Source organism: Pseudomonas sp. V98_8, from assembly GCF_029967975.1.
Taxonomy (GTDB): domain Bacteria; phylum Pseudomonadota; class Gammaproteobacteria; order Pseudomonadales; family Pseudomonadaceae; genus Aquipseudomonas; species Aquipseudomonas umsongensis.
Genome location: NZ_JASCAE010000007.1, coordinates 155,734 through 176,287, shown reverse-complemented (window position 1 = coordinate 176,287; position 20,554 = coordinate 155,734). Strand labels below are relative to the sequence as shown.

The window sequence follows — 20,554 nt, the reverse complement described above, 5'->3', positions numbered from 1 at the left end:
ACGAATGCCGGGGCCTGTAATGGCCACATCCTTATGGCCGGTCGCATGAACTTCTAAGTTGCGGCAGACGTATGACTCAGCCCGTCTGCCGCGCCTTCTCCCAGTCCAGGCGAGAAGTCTTGCCTTACTCGGCTTTCAGGCCGTCAGCGGAGACCGCCTTGACGCCTTTGATTTTCTTGGTGATCGCCACGGCAGTGGCTTTCTGTGCATCCGTTACAGCAACGGTGGACGACAGGGACACAACACCTTTGTTGGTTTCCACTTTGATATCGGTACCTGGAATGCCTTTTTCGGTGACCAGGTCTGATTTGACTTTGGTAGTGATCCAGGTATCGGAAACATCCTCTTTCGCTTCGGTCATTTCACCGGCGGCCAGCATCATAGGGCCTTGTGTGACCTGAGCCTGGGCAAATGCAGCGTTGGCCATGGTCAGGGTCAACGCGGTAGCAGCAGCGGCAGCAATAGCGAACTTCTTCATACGAGTAACTCCTGTTTTTCTGGAAAGTCTGCTGGTTAGCTTGTCAGCAGGGTTACCAGAGATATTGCGAACGCTGTGCCAACTTTGAAACAGACAACAATTACTTATAAATCAACGACTTATAAAAACAGTCATTTTTCACAATCATGCAAAATGCATGAGTTGGAAATTATCTACATGCAAGTTGCGGGTTTTAAAGAAGGCCTAAGGCCATGAATTGTTGGAAGTTTTCTCAATTACTCGAAATCTTTGAACGGCGAGCAAAAAAATACCCCGCACTGAGCGGGGTATCGGGGCAACAAGCTATGGGTCAGGCCTTTGGCTCAACGCCCTTGCAGCCTTTCGGCGCGTACTCCTGTTCGACACCGGTGGTGCACGTCCAGCCATTCAACGAGCGGGTCAAGGTAATGGTTTTATTCAACACCTGCGCCGGAGCATTGAGGATTGTGCAACCAATCGTGCCCGTACCTTCTGCTGCTTTGCCCACTGCGGTCGTGGCGCAGTTGGACGTGGTGGCGGAGCCGCCCACCTGTGTCAGGTCCGGGTCTGTCCCTTGGTTCATCAGGTCTTCAAACGCCACCTTCAATGCTGAAATCTCGGCCAGACCTGCCGTGACCTTGGCCCGCGCCTGGTACTTGGAGTAAGCAGGGATCGCAAACGTCGCCAGGATCCCGATGATCGCCACGACTATCAGCAACTCGATCAGGGTAAAGCCTTTCTGATTATTCAATGACAGCCTCCGTGCATGAGTGGAAATCTCATGATCTGCACCTGCTGCAGCACAGCCCATGCCAAGCCCGGCGTGCCGTATTCCGGGGTGCAATCATTGCCACGAAGCCCTTCCTGGCCCCAGAAAACGCACTATCTGACACTTTTTGTCACCTCAGGACCGCAGGTTTTGTTCCCCCGCTTGACTAGGCTATAAGTCTTCAATTGCTTGCGCCCGGAACCCCGAGGAACGCATCGGCACATTCACGATCTATGAGGCGGCCGATTGCGATCAATGCAACGGCGGTTATAACCGGGTCAGCAAGGACTGAACATGGCAGTCAAGGCAGCAAGAACCAGTGTGTACACCTGGGAAGGCACAGACAGGAAAGGTACGAAGGTGACGGGCGAATTGAGCGCCCAGAACCCGGCACTGATCAAGGCGAAATTGCGCAAGCAGGGCATCAACCCCGGCAAGGTGCGCAGGAAAACCACGTCGATTTTCAATCAGGGCAAACGTATCAAGGCCCAGGACATCGCCCTCTTCACCCGGCAAATGGCAACCATGATGAAAGCCGGCGTGCCGTTGTTGCTGTCTTTCGACATCATCGGTGAAGGCTTCGATAACCCGGCCATGCGCAAGCTCATTGATGAGGTGAAACAGGAAGTGGCGGCGGGCAATAGCTTCGCCACCGCCTTGCGTAAGAAACCGCAATATTTCGATGAGCTGTACTGCAACCTGGTGGACGCCGGGGAGCAGGCTGGCGCGTTGGACACGCTGCTGGAACGGGTGGCGACCTACAAGGAGAAAAGCGAAAGTCTCAAGGCGAAAATCAGGAAAGCCATGACCTACCCGCTGATCGTCGTGTGTGTAGCGATCATCGTGACTGGCATCCTGCTGGTCGAGGTGGTGCCGCAATTCGAATCGGTGTTCAAGGGCTTTGGGGCTCAATTGCCGTCCTTTACCTTGATGGTCATCGACCTGTCGCAATTCATGCAAGCGTGGTGGTGGATGCTGCTGGGCGTACTGGTCACGGCTGCTTTCGCTGTGCGCCACGCCCTGAAAACCTCGCAAGGTTTTCGTGACCGAATGGACACCTGGCTGCTGAAACTGCCGCTGGTGGGGACCTTGATGCACAAGTCCGCCGTGGCCCGTTTCGCCCGCACGCTGTCGACGACCTTCGCCGCTGGCGTGCCGCTGGTCGAGGCCCTGGAATCGGTGGCCGGCGCCACCGGCAACATCGTGTTCAAACGCGCGGTGTTGCGCATCCGACAGGACGTTGCGACGGGCATGCAGCTGAATTTTTCCATGCGCACTTCCGGTATTTTCCCGAATATGGCCATTCAGATGACCGCCATAGGCGAGGAGTCGGGCGCACTCGACGACATGCTGGACAAGGTGGCCGGTTTCTACGAAGACGAGGTCGACAATATGGTCGACTCCCTCACCACCCTGATGGAACCGTTCATCATGGTGGTGCTGGGTGTTATTGTCGGCGGCCTGGTGGTCGCGATGTACCTGCCCATCTTCCAACTCGGTTCAGCGATCTGACATGCCCTTGAACGAAATTCTTACCCACTACCCACTGGCTTTCGTCGTCATCGCCGGGGTGGTCGGCCTGCTGGTCGGCAGCTTCCTCAACGTGCTGGTGTGGCGCCTGCCGAAGATGCTTGAGCGCGAGTGGCGCGTGCAGGCCCATGAGATCCTCGGGCTGCCCGGCGAAACGCCGCTGCCGACTTTCAATTTGATGCTGCCGCATTCCCAGTGCCCACATTGCGGGCACCGGATTCGCGCCTGGGAAAACATTCCAGTGCTCAGCTTCCTGTTCCTGCACGGGCGCTGTTCAGCCTGCGCGACGCCGATCAGCAAACGCTATCCATTGACTGAGCTGGCCTGCGCCCTCCTGTCGGCGTTCATTGCCTGGCACTTCGGTTTCGGCTGGCAAGCCGGCATGGCGATGCTCCTGACCTGGGGCTTGCTGGCCATGAGCCTGATCGACGCCGAGCATCAACTATTGCCCGATGTACTGGTGCTACCGCTGATGTGGCTGGGGCTGATCGTCAACAGCCTCGATCTGTTCGTGCCATTGCCTGAGGCGTTATGGGGTGCCATTGCCGGCTACATGGCGCTGTGGACAGTGTTCTGGGTGTTCAAGCTGATCACCGGCAAGGACGGCATGGGGCATGGGGATTTCAAGCTGCTGGCGATGTTTGGCGCCTGGGGCGGTTGGCAGATCCTGCCGCTGACGATCGTCTTGTCATCCCTGGCGGGTGCGATCATCGGCGCGATTTACCTGCGCCTGCGCAAGGCACAAACATCGACGCCGATCCCTTTTGGCCCCTATCTGGCCATTGCCGGCTGGATTGCCTTGCTCTGGGGTGGTCAAATAACCGCCTTCTATTGGCAGTTTGTCGGTCTGAAATGAATAACCCTGTGGAAAAACCCTGGATTCTCGGCTTGACCGGCGGCATTGGCAGCGGCAAAAGTGCGGCGGCCCAACATTTCATCGACCTGGGCGTGCATGCGGTCGATGCCGATCATGCCGCGCGCTGGGTGGTGGAACCCGGACGGCCGGCGCTGGCAAAGATTGCCGAACACTTCGGTCCCGGGGTGTTACAAGCCGACGGGCAACTGGACCGCGCCGCGTTGCGTAAACTGATCTTCGAAGTACCGGAGCAACGCCTCTGGCTGGAAGCCTTGCTGCATCCGCTGATCGCCGAAGAGATTGCCCATCACCTGGCGCTGGCAAAATCACCTTACGCGATTCTGGTTTCGCCACTGCTGATTGAATCCGGCCAGTACGCCATGACCCAACGGGTCCTGGTGATCGATGCCCCCGAACAGCTACAGATCGAGCGCACCCTGCGGCGTGACCAGACCAGCGAACAGCAGGTCCAGGCGATCCTCAAGGCCCAGTCCAGCCGTCAGGATCGCATAAGCCATGCCGACGACGTAGTGGTCAACGACCGCGACCTCGCCTGGCTGCACAGCGAGGTCGAACGCCTGCATCACTTTTACCTTACTTTGCGTGGAGGCCAGTCATGAGCCAGATTTCAACCGTCGAATGCCCAACCTGTGGCGCCCCTGTCGAATGGACCCCCGAGAGCAAATTCCGGCCGTTCTGCTCGGACCGGTGCAAACTGATCGACCTGGGCGCCTGGGCGTCGGAAGAGCACAAGATTCCAGTGGCCCCGGATGCCGAGGACGAAATGTTCAGCGGCGATTTCGACCCGCGCCACTGATCCGGATCATCAGGGGCCTGGCCTGTGCCAGGGAGTGGGCCAGGCCCTGGCTGTTAGAGCTTGCGCCCCGAAATCCAGCGTATTAGCGAATGCTATACTTCTCTCGAATTGCATGAATGTGCAACGTTCCCCACGGGTACCGTTACCGACGGCAAAATCTCGGTGATTGGCTGCAGGACAAAGGAGGTTCACCGCCAACACGAGATGGGAGGTGTGGCATGAATCGACACTATTACATCAGTGACAATCTCGATGATCTTGAAGCCGTTGAAAATGAGCTGGAAGCCAGCGGCATCAATTCCGAACAAATTCATGTGCTCAGTGAACAGGTTGCTGATGTTGAACAACATCACCTCCACGAAATCAGCTCGTTAATGGAACAGGACGCCGTTCACTCCGGTGAGATTGGTGCGGTGGTCGGTATCCCACTCGCAGCAGTGGTCCTGGGTGGCGCCTATTGGATGGGCTGGACCGAATCCGCCGCAGGCTGGACACCCTTCGTCTTCCTTGCCGTGGTTATCTTGGGCTTCTGCATCTGGGAAGGCGGCTTCTTTGGATTCCAGGTGCCGAACGCTCACTTCCGCAATTTCAAGCAGGCGGTGCATGAGGGCAAGCACATCTTTTTTGTGGATGTTGAGCCGAATCAGGAAACGGTACTGGACCAGGTCATCGGACATCATCCCATGCTGGAAATCGCTGGCACGGGAGCGGCAGCACCCCACTGGACAGTAGCCTGGCAGCACAAATGGCATCAGTTCAAGCGAGTGATATCAGGTTAACTGCCGAAGACTGATGGCCGCTTATTGGCCGAAGAAAATGACCCGACTGAGGAAAACATAATCCGCCTCGGTGGCCATCAGTCCGACAAGTACCAGCAAACACAAGGGTGGCATCAATATCGCGTAGACCAGGGCCAACCGTTCCCAGGCCATGTGCATGAAGATGGAGACGATCAAGCCAGCCTTCAGCAACATGAACGTGATAATCAGGGCCCACCTGAGATAGCCGTGAAAATGGAAAAAGTCGACAAGGTACGAGAGTGTGCTGAGGACAAATAACAGCCCCCAGATTTTCAGGTACAAACTGATTGGATGTTGCTGACCTTGAACATGCGCCATTATCCGCGCTCCTCTACCATAAATAGAAGAAAGCAAAAATAAACACCCACACCAAGTCCACGAAGTGCCAATAAAGCCCCGCTATCTCGACATTCTGATAGTTGCCGGAGCGCTCATAATCTCCCCGCAATACCTTCATCGCCACAATGCTGAGGTAGATGGCGCCGATGGATACATGCAGTCCGTGAAAACCGGTAATCATGAAAAAGCTGGCACCAAATTGCGCCGCCCCCATGGGGTTCCCCCAAGGGCGCACCCCTTCTGCGATGAGCTTGCTCCATTCAAAGGCCTGCATGCCGACGAAGGTCACTCCCAAGGCAGCGGTCGCCAGCATCAGGGCCGTGGTTTTCGCGCGATCACGGCGATAGGCGAAATTGACGGCCATGGCCATGGTGCCGCTGCTGCTGATCAGCACAAAGGTCATGATGGCGATCAGGATAAGCGGGATTTCCCTACCGCCGATCGTCAATGCAAACACTTCACTGGGATTGGGCCAGGCGTCGGTGATGGTCATGCGTACCGACATGTAGCCGGTCAAGAAACAGGTGAATATGAACGTGTCGCTCAGCAGGAATATCCACATCATCGCCTTGCCCCAGGGGACCTGCTTGAAGGCGTCTTTATCCGAGGCCCAATCGCTGGCGATGCCCTGCCATCCCGGTGCAGGCAACGGGCTTGATGGATCGGACTCGACCGGGGCTTGTGGATGCGCTGCCATGGTTTTTCACCTCAGGCCGCAGAGTCTGGCGATAGTTTCATAGGTTTGCGGCGTGCTGGTCAGTAGCGCGAACAGCACGAACCAAAGACCCAATAGGTAGTGCCAATAGATGGCACAGAGCTCTACGCTGGCGCTGAGTTGCGGCAACGGCACCTGACGCAGGATTTTGCCAACGGTCCTGCCCCAGGCAACCAATCCTCCCAACAGGTGGAGACCGTGCACGCCGGTCAACAGGTAGAAGAAACTGTTGGCCGGGTTACTGGCGACAAAGTAGCCCCAGGCGACGAACTGCTGCCAGACCCAGAGTTGCCCCGCCAGAAAGGCAATGGCAAATCCTCCCCCTACTACAAAAGCAATGACCGTTGCGTCCATTCGAGCCCGGCGGGCGGCCATGCGCGACCACTGCAGAGAGATGCAACTCAATACCAGAAAAGCCGAATTCACCCACAATTGCCAAGGATTGGCCAACGGCGCCATCGGCTCTGTCAGGGGTAGCCAGTCGGCCATTTGCGAGCGGGCGATAAAGGCGAGCAGGAAGAGAAAGAACAGTGAGCTCACCACTGCCAGAAACAAGCGCAGGCCGGTTTTTGCAACGTGGCTTCCATCGGCACCCGCGCCGGCCTGAATACCTTCAGGATCGCGATTCCAGCTGCCGCCGGGGTCAGCGCCATCGGCGTTTCTCAATAGCAGTCTGTTCATGTCTTCACGTCCGCTATCCTGGCGCCCTCGCTGCGTTGCCGCATGTGCTCCAGCTCCTCGGCGGAAACCGTTTGCGGCACGAAATCCTGGTCTATCCCTGGCACGCTGTAGTCATAAGGCCAACGATGCACGACTGGCAGTTTCTCGCCCCAGTTGCCGTGTACCGGCGGGGTGTCCGGTGTTTGCCATTCCAGACTGGCCGCGCCCCAGGGGTTACTGCCTGCGGGTTTACCCTTGAATACACTCCAGGCCATGTTGAACACGAACAGCAGCTGGGAAACACCGACGGTCAATGCGACCACCGTAATGAAGGCATTCAACTCGTGCGCCGACTGTGGAATGAACGCGTAGTTGTCATAGGCGTAGTAGCGGCGCGGCATCCCTTGGAAGCCCAGATAGTGCATAGGGAAAAAGATCGCGTAGGTGCCCAGAAAAGTTATCCAGAAATGCAACTTGCCCAAGGTGTCGTTAAACATGCGCCCGGTGACTTTCGGGAACCAATGGTAAATGCCGCCGAACACCACCAGTACCGGTGCGACCCCCATGACCATATGGAAGTGGGCGACGACGAAATAGGTGTCCGAGAGCGGAATATCGACGATCACATTACCCAGGAATAATCCCGTCAGGCCGCCGACCAGGAAGGTGACGATAAAGGCCAGGGCGAACAGCATCGGTACGGTGAGATGGATGTCGCCCCGCCACAGGGTCAGTACCCAGTTGTAGACTTTCAGTGCCGTCGGCACGGCGATGATCAAGGTGGTGACGGCGAAGAAAAAGCCAAAGTAGGGGTTCATGCCGCTGACATACATATGGTGCGCCCAGACCACGAAGCTGAGTACGCCGATCGCAATGATGGCCCACACCATCATTCGATAACCGAAGATATTTTTACGCGCATGGGTGCTGATCAGGTCGGAGACCAGGCCAAACGCGGGGAGCGCAACGATGTAGACCTCCGGATGGCCGAAGAACCAGAACAGGTGCTGGAACAATATCGGGCTGCCGCCCTGGTGATCGAGTTGCTGCCCCAGCGAGACCATCGCCGGCATGAAGAAACTGGTGCCCAGGAGTTTGTCGAACAGCATCATGACCGCACTGACAAACAACGCCGGGAACGCCAGCAAGGCCATGATCGACGCCATGAAGATGCCCCACACCGAAAGCGGCATGCGAAACAACGTCATACCGTGCGTGCGCGCCTGCAACACCGTGGTGACATAGTTCAATCCACCCATGGTGGCGGCGACAATAAAGATCGCCAATGAGATAAGCATCAGCACGATGCCCCACTCGACCCCAGGTGTGCCCTGGCTGATCGACTGCGGCGGATAAAGCGTCCAGCCCGAACCGGTGGGGCCGCCCGGGACAAAGAAACTGGAAAGCAACACCACTACCGCCAACAGGTAGAACCAGTAACTGAGCATATTGACGTAGGGGAAGACCATGTCGCGGGCGCCCACCATCAACGGGATCAGATAGTTGCCGAAGCCCCCCAGAAACAAGGCCGTCAGCAAGTAGATGACCATGATCATGCCGTGCATGGTCATCGCCTGATAGTAAGTACTGGCATCCATGAACGCCAAACTGCCGGGGAAGCCTATCTGCATGCGCATCAAGCCGGACAACACCACGGCGATAAGCCCCACGAACAGCGCCGTCAAGGAATACTGGACGGCGATGACCTTGTGGTCCTGACTCCAGATGTATTTGGTCAGGAAACTCTTGGGTTCGTGCAGTGCTTCTGTTTCGGCTTGCTCCGCATAAGCCATCACGTCATCCTCCTGTCGAAGTTTCAGTGCATTCCTGGCTGTTTACGGCTACTTCCCTGGTTGCGCCTTGCTCGCGTCGGCATTGGCTTTGGATTTGATAAAGGCGATCAGTGCGTTCAACTCCTGATCAGTCGGGGTAAAGGCCGGCATGACGGCGGCATAGCCTTTGACGATCCTGGCGCCGGGATTGAGGATCGAATCCTTTAGATAACCCTCGTCGACCTTGATACTCGATCCGTCGGCAAGCGTCACTGTCGAGTCATACAGGCCCTGCCAGCTGGGGCCGACACCCTTGCTGCCATCGACACTGTGGCAGGCCAGACAGCCTAGCGACTCAGACAACCGCTGCCCCTGGGTCGCCAAGTCGTCACCCCTGTCCAGCTTTTCGCTGGCAGAAGGTTCCTGCTGCGCAGCACCCAGTGATTTGATCACGGCGACGACAGCCGTCAGCTCATCGTCATTGAGAGTATAGGCCACCATCACCGGCGGGTAGCCCTGCACCAGGCGGGCCTGCGGCTTGAGAATCGACTCTTTCAGGTAAGCCTCATCGACCAGCGCACTGCTGCCGTCGGCAAACTGTTCAGTGCGACCGTACAGACCCTTCCAGGTCGGACCAAGACGGGTACTGCCATCCTGGCTATGGCAGGCACTGCAGCCGTATTGTTCGACCCACTGGCGACCTTTTTCCAGCACGCTGTCCTGACCGGGTTTCGCAGCGCTCGCCAAGGTCTGCGCAAAGGTCGGCTGGCCGCTCAGCCATTGATCAAAGGCACCCTGCTCCTCCACGATCATCTGGCCGCGCATGTTGTAATGGCCTACGCCACAAAACTCAGCGCACAGGACCTCATATTTTCCGGTTTTAGTTGGGGTAAACCAGAAGTAAGACACCATCCCGGGCACCATATCCATCTTGCTGCGAATTTGCGGGATATAGAAATCATGCAATACATCTTTAGAACGAAGTAAAACTTTTACCGGCCTATTCAGCGGCAATCGGATTTCATTATTTTTTATAAGTACATCGTCCTGTCCGGCAGGGTCCTTGGGATCAATGCCGAGGGGATTGGTGGCATCGACAAACTTGATATCCGACTTGCCCAACTTCCCATCCTGCCCGGGAAAACGGTAGGTCCACTGCCACTGTTGAGCAACGACTTCGAGTTCATAAGCCTCTTTCGGCACCCGGATGAAATCGTTGTAGACAACCAGGCCTGGCGCCAACATGGCGGCGATACCGATCGAGGTCACTACAATCAACCAAAACTCCAACTTTTTACTTTCCGGCTGGTAGTGCGCCCTGGCACCTTCCTTATGGCGATACCGCATTATCGCGAGTGCCATGAACACCGTGATGGCGATGAAGAATATTCCGCTGATGATCAGGGTAATGAACAGCGTGGTGTCTATTGATCCCCAGTTGGAAGCTGGCGGTGCTGCATGCCAAGGTGCAAGTACATGAAAGAGCACTGAGGCAATAACGATTAGAATCAAGACAATTGCTATCGCCATTTCTCTTCATCCTATTCCTGTTGTTCGTTGGTTATGCGCAAGCATCGCCACTGACGTCCAGGCACGGCAGGCAACTGCCACCCGTGGTGGCAAAGTCATTGCAAAGTATAGGTCGGCAAGCGAGGCCCGGTTGGCAGCTATACTCAATGGCACGTCCGCAGCCCCGATGGAGGATTCGTCATGAGTAACCTGACGCTCGAAGGCAGGTGGAAACCCAGCGCCGACCAAAAGTCTGAACCCATAGGTGAGATCCATTTTTACGTCGACGGCCCTCTCCATCTACGGCTGGAGGAAGCGGAAGAACGCCTGCAGAAGACCCCTGAGCTAAAAGAAGTCATGGTCGATGTCGACATGGACACGTTGAACCTGGTCTTGCCAGAGGGTTACAGCCCCTTGTCCGACTGTCAGATGCGCGTGTATCTGCACTTCGAACGTGGTCAGTTCCATCTGGTCGGACACCGGGCGAGCGATGGCAGCCTGATCTACTCCAACGTGGTTCTGATTGATCAACTGATCGATTGAACGGCGGATTTGAAAGGAATCAAGACTTGGGATCGTCGTCCTTCCAGGGCGCCGAGAGGTAGCGCGTGCGATTGAAAGTTTCGAGCCACTCGGGGGAGAACACCACCAGCGCGCTGACCACCATGCCGTTGATGAACGCCTCCGGAAATATGAGCAGCCACAGGTAGCCGATGAAGTCTTCGAGCCAGTAAGGCATGGCAAAACGCTCGTCGTACCACAACAATGCCAGCGATAGCGCCAGGCACAGCAACGCTGTAAGCGCTGCGGCAAAAAAACCGGAAATGAAGATGTACACAAAGGGGTTTCGTGGCTGCGCGCGCTCCACCAGAATCGCACAGCATTCGGTGATCAACACTGGCAACAAAATGAATAGCGCGCCATTGACCCCCATGGCCACGAGGTCCTGACGGCCCAGCAGCACCAGACCTGCCTGCGCCACCAATCCACCGACGATCGCCAGCGGCCAGTCGAGCAACAGCGTCACCGCGGTCATGCCGATAAAGTGATAAGACACGCCGGTATCGAAATCGCGCCGCACCAGCCACAACGCAAACAGCGCGAACACCGTGCCGAACAGCAAATGCTGGCGACGGCTGTCGCTGAACAGCTCGACCCAGGACACTCGCGCAACGGCCCAGATCAGCACCGGCACATAGATCAGCCACCCCACCGTGAGGGTTTCAGGTGACAGCAACTCGGCACCGATCATGACAGGACACACTCCCTTGGCTTGCCAATAGAGAACAGGCCTTCAGTCTACACCGCCCATTGCCACCCCTCGACTTCACGCCCAATGCCGCGGATCGTTAATCACCGCTTCATGTTCGGCGAACAGCTTGGGTAGCTCAGCCTTGAGAAAATCCACCCACGTACGAACCTTGGCATCGAGAAAGCGTCGCGACGGATACACCGCATACACATTGCGCTGACGCGGCCGATAGTCCGGTAGTAAACGCAACAAAGTGCCATCGCTCAAGGGCCGCGTGGCGGTGTAGAACGGAATCAGGCTGATGCCCATACCGGCCTCCGAAGCCTTGACCATCGACTCGGCGACGTTGCACTGAAAAGTCCTGGACGGGCTGACCGCATGCTCGCCCTCCTCGTCCTGAAACACCCACTGATCGCTGTACAACGGGTCGAGCATGCGCAAGCACTGATGATCGTCCAGCACCCGCGGATGGTCCGGCACACCCCGGCGTTGCAGGTATTGCGGGGAAGCACAGGGCACGCTGTAGAACTGTCCGACGGCCTGGGCGACCAATTGCGAATCGGCCAGTTCGTGGGCAGTCGAAATCACCACGTCGTGCCCTTCCTCCAACGGATCGGGATTGCGCTGCGACAGGGTCAGCTCGAACACCACATCGGGATAAAGCTCGCTGTAGCGAGCAATCAGCGGCGTGATCAGCACCCCCAGGCCGTTCATGCTGTGCACCCGCAACCGACCGCTTGGCTTGAGATGCGCACCGCGAGCCTCTGCGGTCGCCTCCTCCATTTCCTCAAGTATCAGCCGACTGCGCAGCAGGAATCGCTCCCCGGCCTCGGTCAGGCTCAAGCGCCGTGTGGTGCGCTGCAGCAGGCGAGCTTGCACGTGCTGCTCCAAGTCCGCGACCAGGCGCGAGACCTGCGCGGTGGACAACTCCAACGCATCGGCGGCGGCGGTGAAACTTGCGCAGTCGACGACACGGACGAACACGCGCAAGTTGTTAAGCAAATCCATGAGCCCTCCAGGCTGGGTGACTGTTACGTTTGATGTAAGGCTGTATCAGGCGTTCGCCCCTTTATCCAACGGTGGCAAAGACTAGACTTTACCCATCGAACCCACATGGAGCTCGCCATAATGAAAACCTTGATCAGCCTGCTGCTGACCCTCGTCGCCACCTCGGCCATGGCCGCTGAAAACGAGCCCCTCGCGGTCTTGTATAACCCGGCGCAGCCGCTGGACATCGCCAAGGTGGTTTCCGTATCGGACACCGCGACCGCGTGCGGGGTTGTACCAGCGACCATGGTCTATGTCGATCATCAGGGCCAGACCCGCCGCGTGACGTACAACGTCATCGGTGATTGCACCAGCAGCCTGTGATCCGCCTTGGCACTCAGAGCAGCGTCCAGGTGTAACTCAGGATCAAGCGGTTTTCATCGATATCACTGCGGTAGTTGGAACGCGCCATCGCATTGCGCACACGGATACCGAGGCCCTTGAGGCTGCCACTCTGCAGCACATAGCCGATGTCCAGGTCACGCTCACGATCCTTTCCCTCATAGCCCTTGCCGGTGTCGACATTGTTGCCACTGATGAAGCGCAGGGTACTGGTCAACCCCGGTACTCCCAGGGCCGCAAAGTCATAGTCATAACGCGCCTGCCAGGAGCGCTCGTCGGTGGAGGCGAACTCGTAGGTCGGTACTTCGTTGCCCAAGGGCGAAATATTGGCAAATACCCGCGGGAACGCGCTGTCTCCGAACATGCCCTGATAGCCGACATAAAAAGTGTGACCGCCGCGCTTGGCCGACAGCAGCGAAAAGAACGCCTGGTTGTCGATATTGCCCAGCAATTTCTTGCCATCCTCGCGCGAATCGAAGTAGCCGAGGTTCGCCCCCAATATCCAGTCGCCTGTCGGCTGGCTGTGCTTGAGCCCCAGGAAGCGCTGGTTGTAGATATCTTCCAGCTGCCCGTACCAGGCGCTGACCGAGCTGCGTTTATCATTGAAGGCGTAATCGGCCCCGGCAAAGTTGAAACCGTCACTGCTGACTTGACGCTGCGGCACATGGCCGAGCATGGCTTGCATCTTTTCGTCACCGGCTTCGTTGCGCAGGCTGGTCGAATTCAAATGGCCGGCCTGCAATGTCAGGCCATTGATCTCATTGGAGCTGATACTTGCCCCCTGATAGCTGGGCGGTAGCAGCCGGATATCACTGAACACCAGCACCGGCAGGTTGGGTTGCAATTCACCCGCCTTCAGTTCGGTTTTGGAGTAGCGCACCTTCAAGGCGCCCTCCAGGCGGCTGTAATCGTTTGCCGCACGCCCGTCATCCTGCACCGGCAGCAAACCGGTATTGACCCGGTCCGGGCTGCTGTCGAGCTTGAGGCCGAGCAGGCCAATGACATCCACGCCGAAGCCGACGGTGCCCTGGGTATAACCGGACTTGACGTTGAGAATGAATCCCTGCGCCCATTCCTCGGCCTTCGATTGTTGATTGGCTCCGACGATGTCGGAATAGTCCCGGCTGAAGTAGTAATTGCGCGCTTGCAAGGTGGCCGTGGTGTCTTCGATAAAACCATTCTCGGCGGCCATCGCGCCGGTGGAGAAACTCGAGACGACAGCCATGGACAACACTGAACCGGTTGTTGGGAGAATCTGTTTCATCGTTTTTTCTCTTATTGTTATTGATCGACAGGTTGAAGTGCTTCAGCAGTGGATTCACTGCGCGCGACGGAGCGGCGGGCGTTCAATATCAAGTGGGTGGCCATGCCGAAAATCAGTCCCCAAAAAGCCGCGGACAACCCAAACAGCGACATACCCGAGGCCGTGGTAAGAAAGGTCACCAGCGCGGCTTCGCGATCGGTTGGTACCGCCATCGCGCCCGCCAGCGCTCCAGCAATCGCAGCGAACAGCGCCAATCCGGCGAGGGCCGCGATCAGTTCCTTGGGGAATGCCGAAAACAGTGAGACCAGGGTGGCGCCGAAGATCCCCAGCACCAGGTAACACAGGCCACCCATCACGCCGGCTACGTAACGCTTGCCAGGGTCTTCGTTGGCCTCGCGGCCCGTGCAAATAGCCGCGGTAATCGCTGCCAGGTTCAGCCCGTGGCAACCGAACGGCGCCAGCAGTGCCGTGCCCAATGCGCTGCTGGCGATGATCGGGCCCGATGGCGTGGCGTAACCGCTGGCGCGCAGCACGGCCATGCCAGGAACGAATTGGCCAGTCAGCGCCACCATCACCAGCGGCAAGGCGATGTTCAGCGTTGCGCTGAGGCTGAACGCCGGGGTGATCCACACCGGCGTGGCCAAACCGATGACCAGCGCCTCGCCATGCAGATCTCCGGCGAGCAATGCCATCGAGCAGCCCACCACCAGGACCATCAGCACCGCATAACGCGGCATCAGTCGTTTGCAGATCAGGTACGTGGCAAACATCGCCAGCACCAGCAACGGCTTACCCTGCAACGAGACAAACAACCCGGTGCCGAAGCTGAACAGAATCCCCGCCAGCATCGCTGCCGCCACCGCTGCCGGCAGCTTGCCGATGATCCGGTCGAACGCCCCCGACACCCCGACCAGGAAAATGATCAGGCTGCTGACCAGATAGGCTCCCACCGCTTCCGGCAGGGAGATCCCTGGCAACAGCGCCACGAGCAACGCCGAACCGGGTGCCGACCACGCGATGATCACCGGTACGCGGTAATGCAAACTCAGACCGATACCGAGCATGGCGCTGCCGATGGAAATCGCCCAGACCCACGACGACAGCACTTCGCGCGACAGGTGCGCTGCCTCGGCGGCCTGGAAAATAATCACCAGGGGGCCGGCGTAGGAAATCACGGTGGCGATGAACCCGGCGACGGCCGCAGACAGGGAAAAATCCCGCAGCAAGGTTTTCATGAAGCCTCGCCGACAGCTCCGCCGGACGAGCCCTGCTGATCATCCAACAGGGATTGTCGGGCACTGCGCCGACTGCTGATGGCGAACACCGTCATGGCGATGGCGGCAATCGCACCAGGCAAAGCAAACGCCATGAAGTTCAGTTGCAGCGGCAGGCTGATCCCGAGCAAAGCGCCGCCCAGCAGTGGTCCGACGATCGCACCATTGCGCCCGATGCCCGAAGCCCAGCCAAGCCCCGTGGACCGAATGTTCATTGAGTAGAACTGGGCAGCGCAGGCGTACAGCAGAATCTGCGAGCCGATGGTGGTGGCCCCAGCGATGGCGATCAGCAGGTACAACACCGGCATCGGGCTGTTGAAACCCAACAGGGTGATCGACACCGCCGCCATGGCAAAGAACACCGATAACACACGCGGCAGGTTGAGCTTGTCACCCAGCACACCGCCGCCAACTGCGCCGAAGATCGCGCCGAAATTCAGCACCAGCAGGAACGACAGGCTCGAGCCCAGGCTGTAACCTGCGTTGGCCATCAGTTTCGGCAGCCAGGAGCTCAAGGCGTAGACCATCAGCAGGCAGCAGAAAAACGCCAGCCACAACATCAACGTACGCAGTGCACGGCCCTCGCGGAACAACTGCAACACCGGGGTGCCAGTTCCCTTCACTTCACTCATGTGCAACTGGTCATCGGCCTGTGCGACATAGGCCGGGTCGATCCGCTGGAGAATGTTGCGAGCTTCGTCATTGCGCCCCTGGCGCAGCATGAACCCCACTGACTCGGGCAGGAAATACATGATCAGCGGCAATAGCAGCAACGGCAGGACCGCCACATAGAACACCGACTGCCAGCCGAAACTCGGGATCAGCACGATACCCAGCCCGGCGGACAGCATGCCGCCCACCGAGTAGCCGCTGAACATGATCGCCACCAGGGTGCTGCGGATTTTTTTCGGCGCGTATTCGTTCATCAACGCCACGACATTGGGCATCACGCCACCAATGCCCAGCCCGGCAACGAAGCGGCAAAGACCAAACTCGGTGGGGTTTCGGGCGAACCCGTTGAGCACGGTGAAACCGCTGAAGAGCATCACGCAGATCGTGATGGCTTTCTTGCGGCCGATCCTGTCCGACAGCGGACCGAAGAACAGCGCGCCGAACATCATGCCGAACAATGCATAGCTGCCTAACGCCCCCGCTTGCAGAGGGCTGAGCCCCCACTCTTTCATCAGCATCGGCAAGACCACGCCGTAGATCACCAGATCGTAACCGTCGAAAATGATGATCAGGGCACACCAGAACAGCACCATCCAGTGGAAGCGGTTGAACCGGGCCTTGTCGATAACCTCATGTACGTCGATCTTGCGCATGGCGTTCATCTCTTGTTGTTGTTTTTTTCAGGAGCAGCGGTAGCACGGCTCACGTCCGTACAGCCGAGGGTAGAGTCAACAGGCTCGGGTCAATATCCGCATCGCGCAGACCACTATCCGTTTTGTGCAGCGCCCTGAACCGGGCTGGGAGGCGCGAGCAATTGCCCCTCTCCGATAAACTGTCTTCTTTACAATCGCATTTGAGCGCTAAGCTTGGGCGTATGGATGATTCAGATTACTTACGCCTGCTGACCATTGCGGCCGAGCAAGCCAACGCGTTCCTGTCCAATGCCCGCAAATGGGAGCGCGAGCGTTGGGTCTGCCAACGCCTGCTGCAAGGCTTGAACATTTCCTACCGGGCCGACGAATTTGCTCCGGCGGGAGAACCGCCGGACGTGTTGTTTCGCGACGCCAATTTCGAGGTGTTCTTCGTGCTCGACGAGGGCCGACGCCTCAATGATGAATGGCGCGACGAATTGCAGAGGCGGCGCAGTGCGTTCTCCCTGAGCCAGCTGGTACGGCGCGAAGCCAAGCCCCGCCGCATACCGGCCAACGAGTTCTTGTTGCGGCTGGCGCCAACCTTGCGCAAAAAAGCACACAACTACAAAGAGCGCGGCATGGACCTGGGCGAGCTGGACATCATTGCCTTCGCCAGCCTCAAGCGCGAAGTGCTGGACCTCAACAGTCATTTCCCACCGCCCACCGAATACCTGCGCCAAGGCTGGCGCTCGCTGTCACTGGTGGGCCCGACCTTCGCCCGCGTGCTGTTCGCGCATCCCGATGCGCCGGATTTCCTGCGCAGCAACCTGGGACGCAGCATCGTGTTCGACGTCGGGATCAGCCTGTGAGCCCATTGCAGGAACTGATTGCCGAAGTACCGCAGATCGGCCGCGTACGCTGGATTGGCGTGCGCCCGGAACGTCACGTGCCAATGATCGAGCTGGATGCCGTGGAAGCGCGACTGGAGGCCGGCTTGACGGGCGATCGCGCCCGCCCCGGCGTGCGCAATGCGCGGCAGGTGACGCTGATTCAGTGGGAGCATCTGGCGGTGATCAGTTCGCTGATGGGTCGCCCGGACGATCAACCGGTCAAGCCTGAAGATTTGCGGCGCAACCTCGTTATCAGTGGCATCAACTTGTTCAGCCTCAAGGGCCGGCGTTTCCGCATCGGCCAGGCGATTTTCGAAACCACTGGCTGGTGCCAGCCCTGCGCACGCCTGCAGAACAACCTGGGCCCGGGGACCTTTCAGGCCGTGCGCGGGCATGGCGGAATCACCGCCCGAGTGCTACAAAGTGGCATCATTCGCCTGGACGACAGGGTGAGCGTCGAGCCCCTTACGGACAGCGGCTATGCTCCGTTCAACGTTCGTTGAGTCCGCCTGTAGCTTCTTCACCTTCAGCAACGTCTACCTGACGAGGCCTTTTATGACCAGCCGCCTGAACCCCGAAGACCAAAAGCATGTCGAAGCGTATCTGCAACTGTCCCAACACCAAGTCGAGCGCCGGCCTTTCCGGCCGTGGATGCTCCTTGTGCTGGTATTGGCAGTGACCATTGGCCTGGGCCTGTTGAGCCGACTTATCAGTTATCTGACGCTATGAGCTGCTTGGCGCTCGCTCGGGTAATTGCACCGATTTCTTTTAGCCTTGCGAGATATCCCCATGACTCATCGTATTGTCATCGTTGGCGGCGGCGCCGGCGGTCTGGAGTTGGCTACCCGTCTGGGTAAGACTCTGGGCAAACGCGGCACGGCCAGCGTGATGCTGGTCGACGCGAACCTGACCCACATCTGGAAACCGCTGTTGCATGAGGTAGCGGCCGGGTCGCTGAACTCGTCCGAAGACGAACTCAACTACGTGGCCCAGGCAAAATGGAACCACTTCCAATTCCAACTGGGGCGCATGAGCGGGCTTGATCGCGCCAATAAAAAAATCCAGTTGGCCGCCACTTATGATGACGCCGGGCTGGAACTGGTGCCTGCCCGGGAAGTGCCTTACGACTCGTTGGTGATTTCCGTCGGCAGCACCACCAACGATTTCGGCACCCAGGGTGCAGCGCAGCACTGCCTGTTCCTGGACACCCGCAAACAGGCCGAGCGCTTCCATCAGCAATTGCTCAACCACTACCTGCGCGCCCATGCAGGGCAGACCGACAAGGTCGAGCAGATCAGCGTGGCCATCGTCGGTGCCGGTGCCACCGGGGTCGAACTGGCCGCCGAACTGCATAACGCCGCCCATGAACTGGCGGCTTATGGCCTGGATCGGATCAAACCGGAAAACATGCACATCACCCTGATCGAAGCCGGGCCTCGCGTGCTGCCGGCCCTGCCGGAACGAATCGGCGGGCCGGTGCATAAGACCCTGGAAAAACTCGGGGTCAATGTCATGACCAACGCCGCCGTCAGCGAGGTGACGGCCGACAGCCTGATCACCGTAGATGGCAATGTGATCAACGCCAGCTTGAAAGTCTGGGCCGCCGGGATTCGTGCGCCAGGGTTCCTCAAGGACATCGATGGCCTCGAAACCAACCGCATCAATCAACTGCAAGTGCTGCCGACCCTGCAAACCACCCGTGACGAGAACATCTTCGCCTTCGGTGACTGCGCGGCCTGCCCGCAACCAGGCACTGATCGCAATGTGCCGCCACGCGCCCAGGCGGCGCATCAACAGGCGTCGTTGCTCGCCAAGTCGCTGAAACTGCGGATCGAAGGCAAGCCTCTGCCTTCTTACAAGTACACCGATTACGGGTCGCTGATCTCGCTGTCGCGTTTTTCGGCTGTGGGTAACTTGATGGGTAACCTGACGGGTAGCGTCATGCTGGAAGGTTGGCTGGCGCGGATGTTCTACGTGTCGCTGTACCGCATGCACCAGATGGCGCTATACGGGCCATTTCGCACGGCGATGCTGATGCTGGGCAGCAAGATTGGGCGCGGGACAGAGCCGCGCCTGAAACTGCACTGATCAAGCTGCTTTCTGTAGAAGCGAGCATGCTCGCGAAGAACCTGAGAACGCCGCGTTAAACCAGAAACGCTGCGTTTTCGTTAACGATCTTCGCGAGCATTCGAGCGTCGACCGGCTGCTCCTACAGTTGATCCGCGGCAAGCAATTAGCAGGCAAAAAAAATCCCCGTATCTTTCGATACGAGGATTTTTAATATGGTCGGGGTAAGGGGATTCGAACTCCTGACATCCTGCTCCCAAAGCAGGCGCGCTACCGGACTGCGCTATACCCCGGTAAAAAAAAGGCACCTTTGAAAGGCGCCTTCTGCGAACAGAGCTTTTGGCGTCTGATCTTAAGATTTGATTCCAGCGTTAACTGGTTTCAAAAATGGTGGGTCGTGTGGGATTCGAACCTACGACCAATTGGTTAAAAGCCAACTGCTCTACCAACTGAGCTAACGACCCAAAAATGGTCGGGGTAAGGGGATTCGAACTCCTGACATCCTGCTCCCAAAGCAGGCGCGCTACCGGACTGCGCTATACCCCGGTTTGAAATTGGCTCCGTGACCAGGACTCGAACCTGGGACCCAATGATTAACAGTCATTTGCTCTACCGACTGAGCTATCACGGAACTACACATTTCAATTTACAACTGTGAAGCTTTACTGCGTTCTCTTCAACCCGTTTGCATCGCTGCGTTCGTGTGTCTGAGGCGCGCTATTCTACAATCTCTACAACCTCTGTCAACCCCCTAAATTGCTTTCAAGTTAATGATTTGCAACTTATTTTCGATTCCTGCTTGGGGAGCAGAAACCCTGGCGGGTGACTTACTGCGGGGCGCACTTTACAAGCCTTTTCCTTAGAGTTCAACAGCCTAGATGAAAAAAAGG

At 57.9% G+C, this 20,554-nt stretch carries 23 protein-coding genes and 4 tRNA genes; 11 read left to right on the top strand and 16 right to left on the bottom strand.

Annotated features, from left to right (window positions below; translation table 11 throughout):
• Positions 1-124 precede the first annotated feature (124 nt).
• Entirely contained in the window at positions 125-478 is a 354-nt protein-coding gene (locus QLG10_RS07470; RefSeq protein WP_110751108.1) for a BON domain-containing protein, read from the bottom strand.
• A gap of 310 nt (positions 479-788) precedes the next feature.
• On the bottom strand, positions 789-1,208 hold the full coding sequence (locus QLG10_RS07465) for a pilin (protein WP_083349763.1): 420 nt from the start codon (positions 1,206-1,208) through the stop codon (positions 789-791).
• 312 nt (positions 1,209-1,520) lie between these two features.
• Between QLG10_RS07465 and QLG10_RS07460 the strand changes: the two genes are divergently transcribed.
• The 5 genes from QLG10_RS07460 to QLG10_RS07440 all read left to right on the top strand — a co-directional run bounded on the left by QLG10_RS07460 (position 1,521) and on the right by QLG10_RS07440 (position 5,208).
• Positions 1,521-2,738, top strand: a complete 1,218-nt coding sequence (locus QLG10_RS07460; RefSeq protein WP_188264320.1) for a type II secretion system F family protein — start codon at positions 1,521-1,523, stop codon at positions 2,736-2,738.
• A 1-nt stretch (position 2,739) separates the two neighbouring features.
• On the top strand, positions 2,740-3,612 hold the full coding sequence (locus QLG10_RS07455) for an A24 family peptidase (RefSeq protein ID WP_282486483.1): 873 nt from the start codon (positions 2,740-2,742) through the stop codon (positions 3,610-3,612).
• Positions 3,609-4,232, top strand: coding sequence for a dephospho-CoA kinase (gene coaE, locus QLG10_RS07450; protein ID WP_282486481.1), 624 nt, complete (start codon positions 3,609-3,611; stop codon positions 4,230-4,232). Before QLG10_RS07455 ends, coaE begins: the two co-directional genes overlap by 4 nt.
• Positions 4,229-4,429: a DNA gyrase inhibitor YacG gene (yacG, locus tag QLG10_RS07445; RefSeq protein WP_110751100.1), complete on the top strand. Its 201-nt coding sequence runs from the start codon at positions 4,229-4,231 to the stop codon at positions 4,427-4,429. Before coaE ends, yacG begins: the two co-directional genes overlap by 4 nt.
• Before the next feature lie 218 nt (positions 4,430-4,647).
• Positions 4,648-5,208 (top strand): magnesium transporter, encoded by a 561-nt coding sequence (locus QLG10_RS07440; protein ID WP_248677005.1) that lies wholly within the window; start codon positions 4,648-4,650, stop codon positions 5,206-5,208.
• Positions 5,209-5,229: 21 nt separating this feature from the next.
• On the opposite strand, the gene QLG10_RS07435 is transcribed toward QLG10_RS07440, so the two are convergent.
• Genes QLG10_RS07435 through QLG10_RS07415 form a run of 5 tightly spaced genes read right to left on the bottom strand, consistent with a single transcriptional unit; the run spans position 5,230 to position 10,245 of the window.
• Complete coding sequence (locus QLG10_RS07435; protein WP_110751157.1) at positions 5,230-5,547, bottom strand: cytochrome C oxidase subunit IV family protein; 318 nt, start codon at positions 5,545-5,547, stop codon at positions 5,230-5,232.
• A 13-nt stretch (positions 5,548-5,560) separates the two neighbouring features.
• Positions 5,561-6,265, bottom strand: a complete 705-nt coding sequence (locus tag QLG10_RS07430) for a heme-copper oxidase subunit III family protein (protein ID WP_188264323.1) — start codon at positions 6,263-6,265, stop codon at positions 5,561-5,563.
• Positions 6,266-6,271: 6 nt separating this feature from the next.
• Positions 6,272-6,964, bottom strand: coding sequence for a cytochrome c oxidase subunit 3 (locus tag QLG10_RS07425; RefSeq protein ID WP_282486477.1), 693 nt, complete (start codon positions 6,962-6,964; stop codon positions 6,272-6,274).
• A complete protein-coding gene (gene ctaD / locus QLG10_RS07420; protein WP_110751092.1) occupies positions 6,961-8,736 on the bottom strand; it encodes a cytochrome c oxidase subunit I in 1,776 nt (591 codons plus the stop codon). Before ctaD ends, QLG10_RS07425 begins: the two co-directional genes overlap by 4 nt.
• Before the next feature lie 48 nt (positions 8,737-8,784).
• Positions 8,785-10,245, bottom strand: coding sequence for a cytochrome c oxidase subunit II (locus tag QLG10_RS07415; protein ID WP_188264325.1), 1,461 nt, complete (start codon positions 10,243-10,245; stop codon positions 8,785-8,787).
• A 180-nt stretch (positions 10,246-10,425) separates the two neighbouring features.
• Here QLG10_RS07415 and QLG10_RS07410 point away from each other — a divergent pair, with 180 nt between their 5' ends.
• Entirely contained in the window at positions 10,426-10,767 is a 342-nt protein-coding gene (locus tag QLG10_RS07410; protein ID WP_110751088.1) for a hypothetical protein, read from the top strand.
• Between the two features lie 19 nt (positions 10,768-10,786).
• Here QLG10_RS07410 and QLG10_RS07405 read toward each other — a convergent pair whose 3' ends face one another.
• Together QLG10_RS07405 and QLG10_RS07400 are read right to left on the bottom strand one after the other, a co-directional pair.
• Complete coding sequence (locus tag QLG10_RS07405) at positions 10,787-11,476, bottom strand: energy-coupling factor ABC transporter permease (protein ID WP_110751086.1); 690 nt, start codon at positions 11,474-11,476, stop codon at positions 10,787-10,789.
• 75 nt (positions 11,477-11,551) lie between these two features.
• Entirely contained in the window at positions 11,552-12,484 is a 933-nt protein-coding gene (locus tag QLG10_RS07400; protein WP_020798616.1) for a LysR family transcriptional regulator, read from the bottom strand.
• A 120-nt stretch (positions 12,485-12,604) separates the two neighbouring features.
• Between QLG10_RS07400 and QLG10_RS07395 the strand changes: the two genes are divergently transcribed.
• Positions 12,605-12,847 (top strand): DUF2790 domain-containing protein, encoded by a 243-nt coding sequence (locus QLG10_RS07395; protein ID WP_110751084.1) that lies wholly within the window; start codon positions 12,605-12,607, stop codon positions 12,845-12,847.
• Positions 12,848-12,860: 13 nt separating this feature from the next.
• On the opposite strand, the gene QLG10_RS07390 is transcribed toward QLG10_RS07395, so the two are convergent.
• The 3 genes from QLG10_RS07390 to QLG10_RS07380 are packed head-to-tail and all read right to left on the bottom strand — an operon-like array spanning position 12,861 to position 16,728.
• Entirely contained in the window at positions 12,861-14,129 is a 1,269-nt protein-coding gene (locus tag QLG10_RS07390; protein ID WP_110751081.1) for an OprD family porin, read from the bottom strand.
• A 17-nt stretch (positions 14,130-14,146) separates the two neighbouring features.
• Positions 14,147-15,364 (bottom strand): benzoate/H(+) symporter BenE family transporter, encoded by a 1,218-nt coding sequence (locus tag QLG10_RS07385; RefSeq protein WP_282486473.1) that lies wholly within the window; start codon positions 15,362-15,364, stop codon positions 14,147-14,149.
• Positions 15,361-16,728 (bottom strand): aromatic acid/H+ symport family MFS transporter, encoded by a 1,368-nt coding sequence (locus tag QLG10_RS07380; protein ID WP_110751077.1) that lies wholly within the window; start codon positions 16,726-16,728, stop codon positions 15,361-15,363. Before QLG10_RS07380 ends, QLG10_RS07385 begins: the two co-directional genes overlap by 4 nt.
• A gap of 221 nt (positions 16,729-16,949) precedes the next feature.
• Here QLG10_RS07380 and QLG10_RS07375 point away from each other — a divergent pair, with 221 nt between their 5' ends.
• The 4 genes from QLG10_RS07375 to QLG10_RS07360 are packed head-to-tail and all read left to right on the top strand — an operon-like array spanning position 16,950 to position 19,685.
• Positions 16,950-17,576 carry a DUF1780 domain-containing protein gene (locus QLG10_RS07375; protein WP_110751075.1) on the top strand — a complete coding sequence of 209 codons (627 nt, stop codon included), beginning with the start codon at positions 16,950-16,952 and terminating at the stop codon, positions 17,574-17,576.
• The gene (locus tag QLG10_RS07370; RefSeq protein ID WP_020798621.1) at positions 17,573-18,100 is read left to right on the top strand and encodes an MOSC domain-containing protein; all 528 of its coding nucleotides are present in this window, start codon (positions 17,573-17,575) and stop codon (positions 18,098-18,100) included. The genes QLG10_RS07375 and QLG10_RS07370 overlap by 4 nt, the downstream gene beginning before the upstream one ends.
• Positions 18,101-18,152: 52 nt before the next feature.
• A complete protein-coding gene (locus QLG10_RS07365; RefSeq protein ID WP_020798622.1) occupies positions 18,153-18,326 on the top strand; it encodes a DUF3094 family protein in 174 nt (57 codons plus the stop codon).
• Between the two features lie 60 nt (positions 18,327-18,386).
• Positions 18,387-19,685 carry an NAD(P)/FAD-dependent oxidoreductase gene (locus QLG10_RS07360; RefSeq protein ID WP_110751073.1) on the top strand — a complete coding sequence of 433 codons (1,299 nt, stop codon included), beginning with the start codon at positions 18,387-18,389 and terminating at the stop codon, positions 19,683-19,685.
• 195 nt (positions 19,686-19,880) lie between these two features.
• On the opposite strand, the gene QLG10_RS07355 is transcribed toward QLG10_RS07360, so the two are convergent.
• The 4 genes from QLG10_RS07355 to QLG10_RS07340 all read right to left on the bottom strand — a co-directional run bounded on the left by QLG10_RS07355 (position 19,881) and on the right by QLG10_RS07340 (position 20,295).
• A tRNA-Pro gene (locus tag QLG10_RS07355) sits at positions 19,881-19,957 on the bottom strand.
• 95 nt (positions 19,958-20,052) lie between these two features.
• Positions 20,053-20,128 (bottom strand) — tRNA-Lys (locus QLG10_RS07350).
• A gap of 5 nt (positions 20,129-20,133) precedes the next feature.
• A tRNA-Pro gene (locus tag QLG10_RS07345) sits at positions 20,134-20,210 on the bottom strand.
• A gap of 9 nt (positions 20,211-20,219) precedes the next feature.
• A tRNA-Asn gene (locus QLG10_RS07340) sits at positions 20,220-20,295 on the bottom strand.
• Positions 20,296-20,554: the final 259 nt, after the last annotated feature.

Bases quoted from the DNA above. Each gene is read 5' to 3' on its own strand.
- coaE (WP_282486481.1), top strand. From the start codon at position 3,609: ATGAATAACCCTGTGGAAAAACCCTGGATTCTCGGCTTGACCGGCGGC.
- QLG10_RS07435 (WP_110751157.1), bottom strand. From the start codon at position 5,547: ATGGCGCATGTTCAAGGTCAGCAACATCCAATCAGTTTGTACCTGAAA.
- QLG10_RS07410 (WP_110751088.1), top strand. From the start codon at position 10,426: ATGAGTAACCTGACGCTCGAAGGCAGGTGGAAACCCAGCGCCGACCAA.
- QLG10_RS07460 (WP_188264320.1), top strand. From the start codon at position 1,521: ATGGCAGTCAAGGCAGCAAGAACCAGTGTGTACACCTGGGAAGGCACA.
- QLG10_RS07405 (WP_110751086.1), bottom strand. From the start codon at position 11,476: ATGATCGGTGCCGAGTTGCTGTCACCTGAAACCCTCACGGTGGGGTGG.
- QLG10_RS07455 (WP_282486483.1), top strand. From the start codon at position 2,740: ATGCCCTTGAACGAAATTCTTACCCACTACCCACTGGCTTTCGTCGTC.
- QLG10_RS07440 (WP_248677005.1), top strand. From the start codon at position 4,648: ATGAATCGACACTATTACATCAGTGACAATCTCGATGATCTTGAAGCC.
- QLG10_RS07380 (WP_110751077.1), bottom strand. From the start codon at position 16,728: ATGCGCAAGATCGACGTACATGAGGTTATCGACAAGGCCCGGTTCAAC.
- QLG10_RS07430 (WP_188264323.1), bottom strand. From the start codon at position 6,265: ATGGCAGCGCATCCACAAGCCCCGGTCGAGTCCGATCCATCAAGCCCG.
- QLG10_RS07400 (WP_020798616.1), bottom strand. From the start codon at position 12,484: ATGGATTTGCTTAACAACTTGCGCGTGTTCGTCCGTGTCGTCGACTGC.
- QLG10_RS07395 (WP_110751084.1), top strand. From the start codon at position 12,605: ATGAAAACCTTGATCAGCCTGCTGCTGACCCTCGTCGCCACCTCGGCC.
- QLG10_RS07425 (WP_282486477.1), bottom strand. From the start codon at position 6,964: ATGAACAGACTGCTATTGAGAAACGCCGATGGCGCTGACCCCGGCGGC.
- QLG10_RS07390 (WP_110751081.1), bottom strand. From the start codon at position 14,129: ATGAAACAGATTCTCCCAACAACCGGTTCAGTGTTGTCCATGGCTGTC.
- yacG (WP_110751100.1), top strand. From the start codon at position 4,229: ATGAGCCAGATTTCAACCGTCGAATGCCCAACCTGTGGCGCCCCTGTC.
- ctaD (WP_110751092.1), bottom strand. From the start codon at position 8,736: ATGGCTTATGCGGAGCAAGCCGAAACAGAAGCACTGCACGAACCCAAG.
- QLG10_RS07360 (WP_110751073.1), top strand. From the start codon at position 18,387: ATGACTCATCGTATTGTCATCGTTGGCGGCGGCGCCGGCGGTCTGGAG.
- QLG10_RS07365 (WP_020798622.1), top strand. From the start codon at position 18,153: ATGACCAGCCGCCTGAACCCCGAAGACCAAAAGCATGTCGAAGCGTAT.
- QLG10_RS07470 (WP_110751108.1), bottom strand. From the start codon at position 478: ATGAAGAAGTTCGCTATTGCTGCCGCTGCTGCTACCGCGTTGACCCTG.
- QLG10_RS07375 (WP_110751075.1), top strand. From the start codon at position 16,950: ATGGATGATTCAGATTACTTACGCCTGCTGACCATTGCGGCCGAGCAA.
- QLG10_RS07415 (WP_188264325.1), bottom strand. From the start codon at position 10,245: ATGGCGATAGCAATTGTCTTGATTCTAATCGTTATTGCCTCAGTGCTC.
- QLG10_RS07385 (WP_282486473.1), bottom strand. From the start codon at position 15,364: ATGAAAACCTTGCTGCGGGATTTTTCCCTGTCTGCGGCCGTCGCCGGG.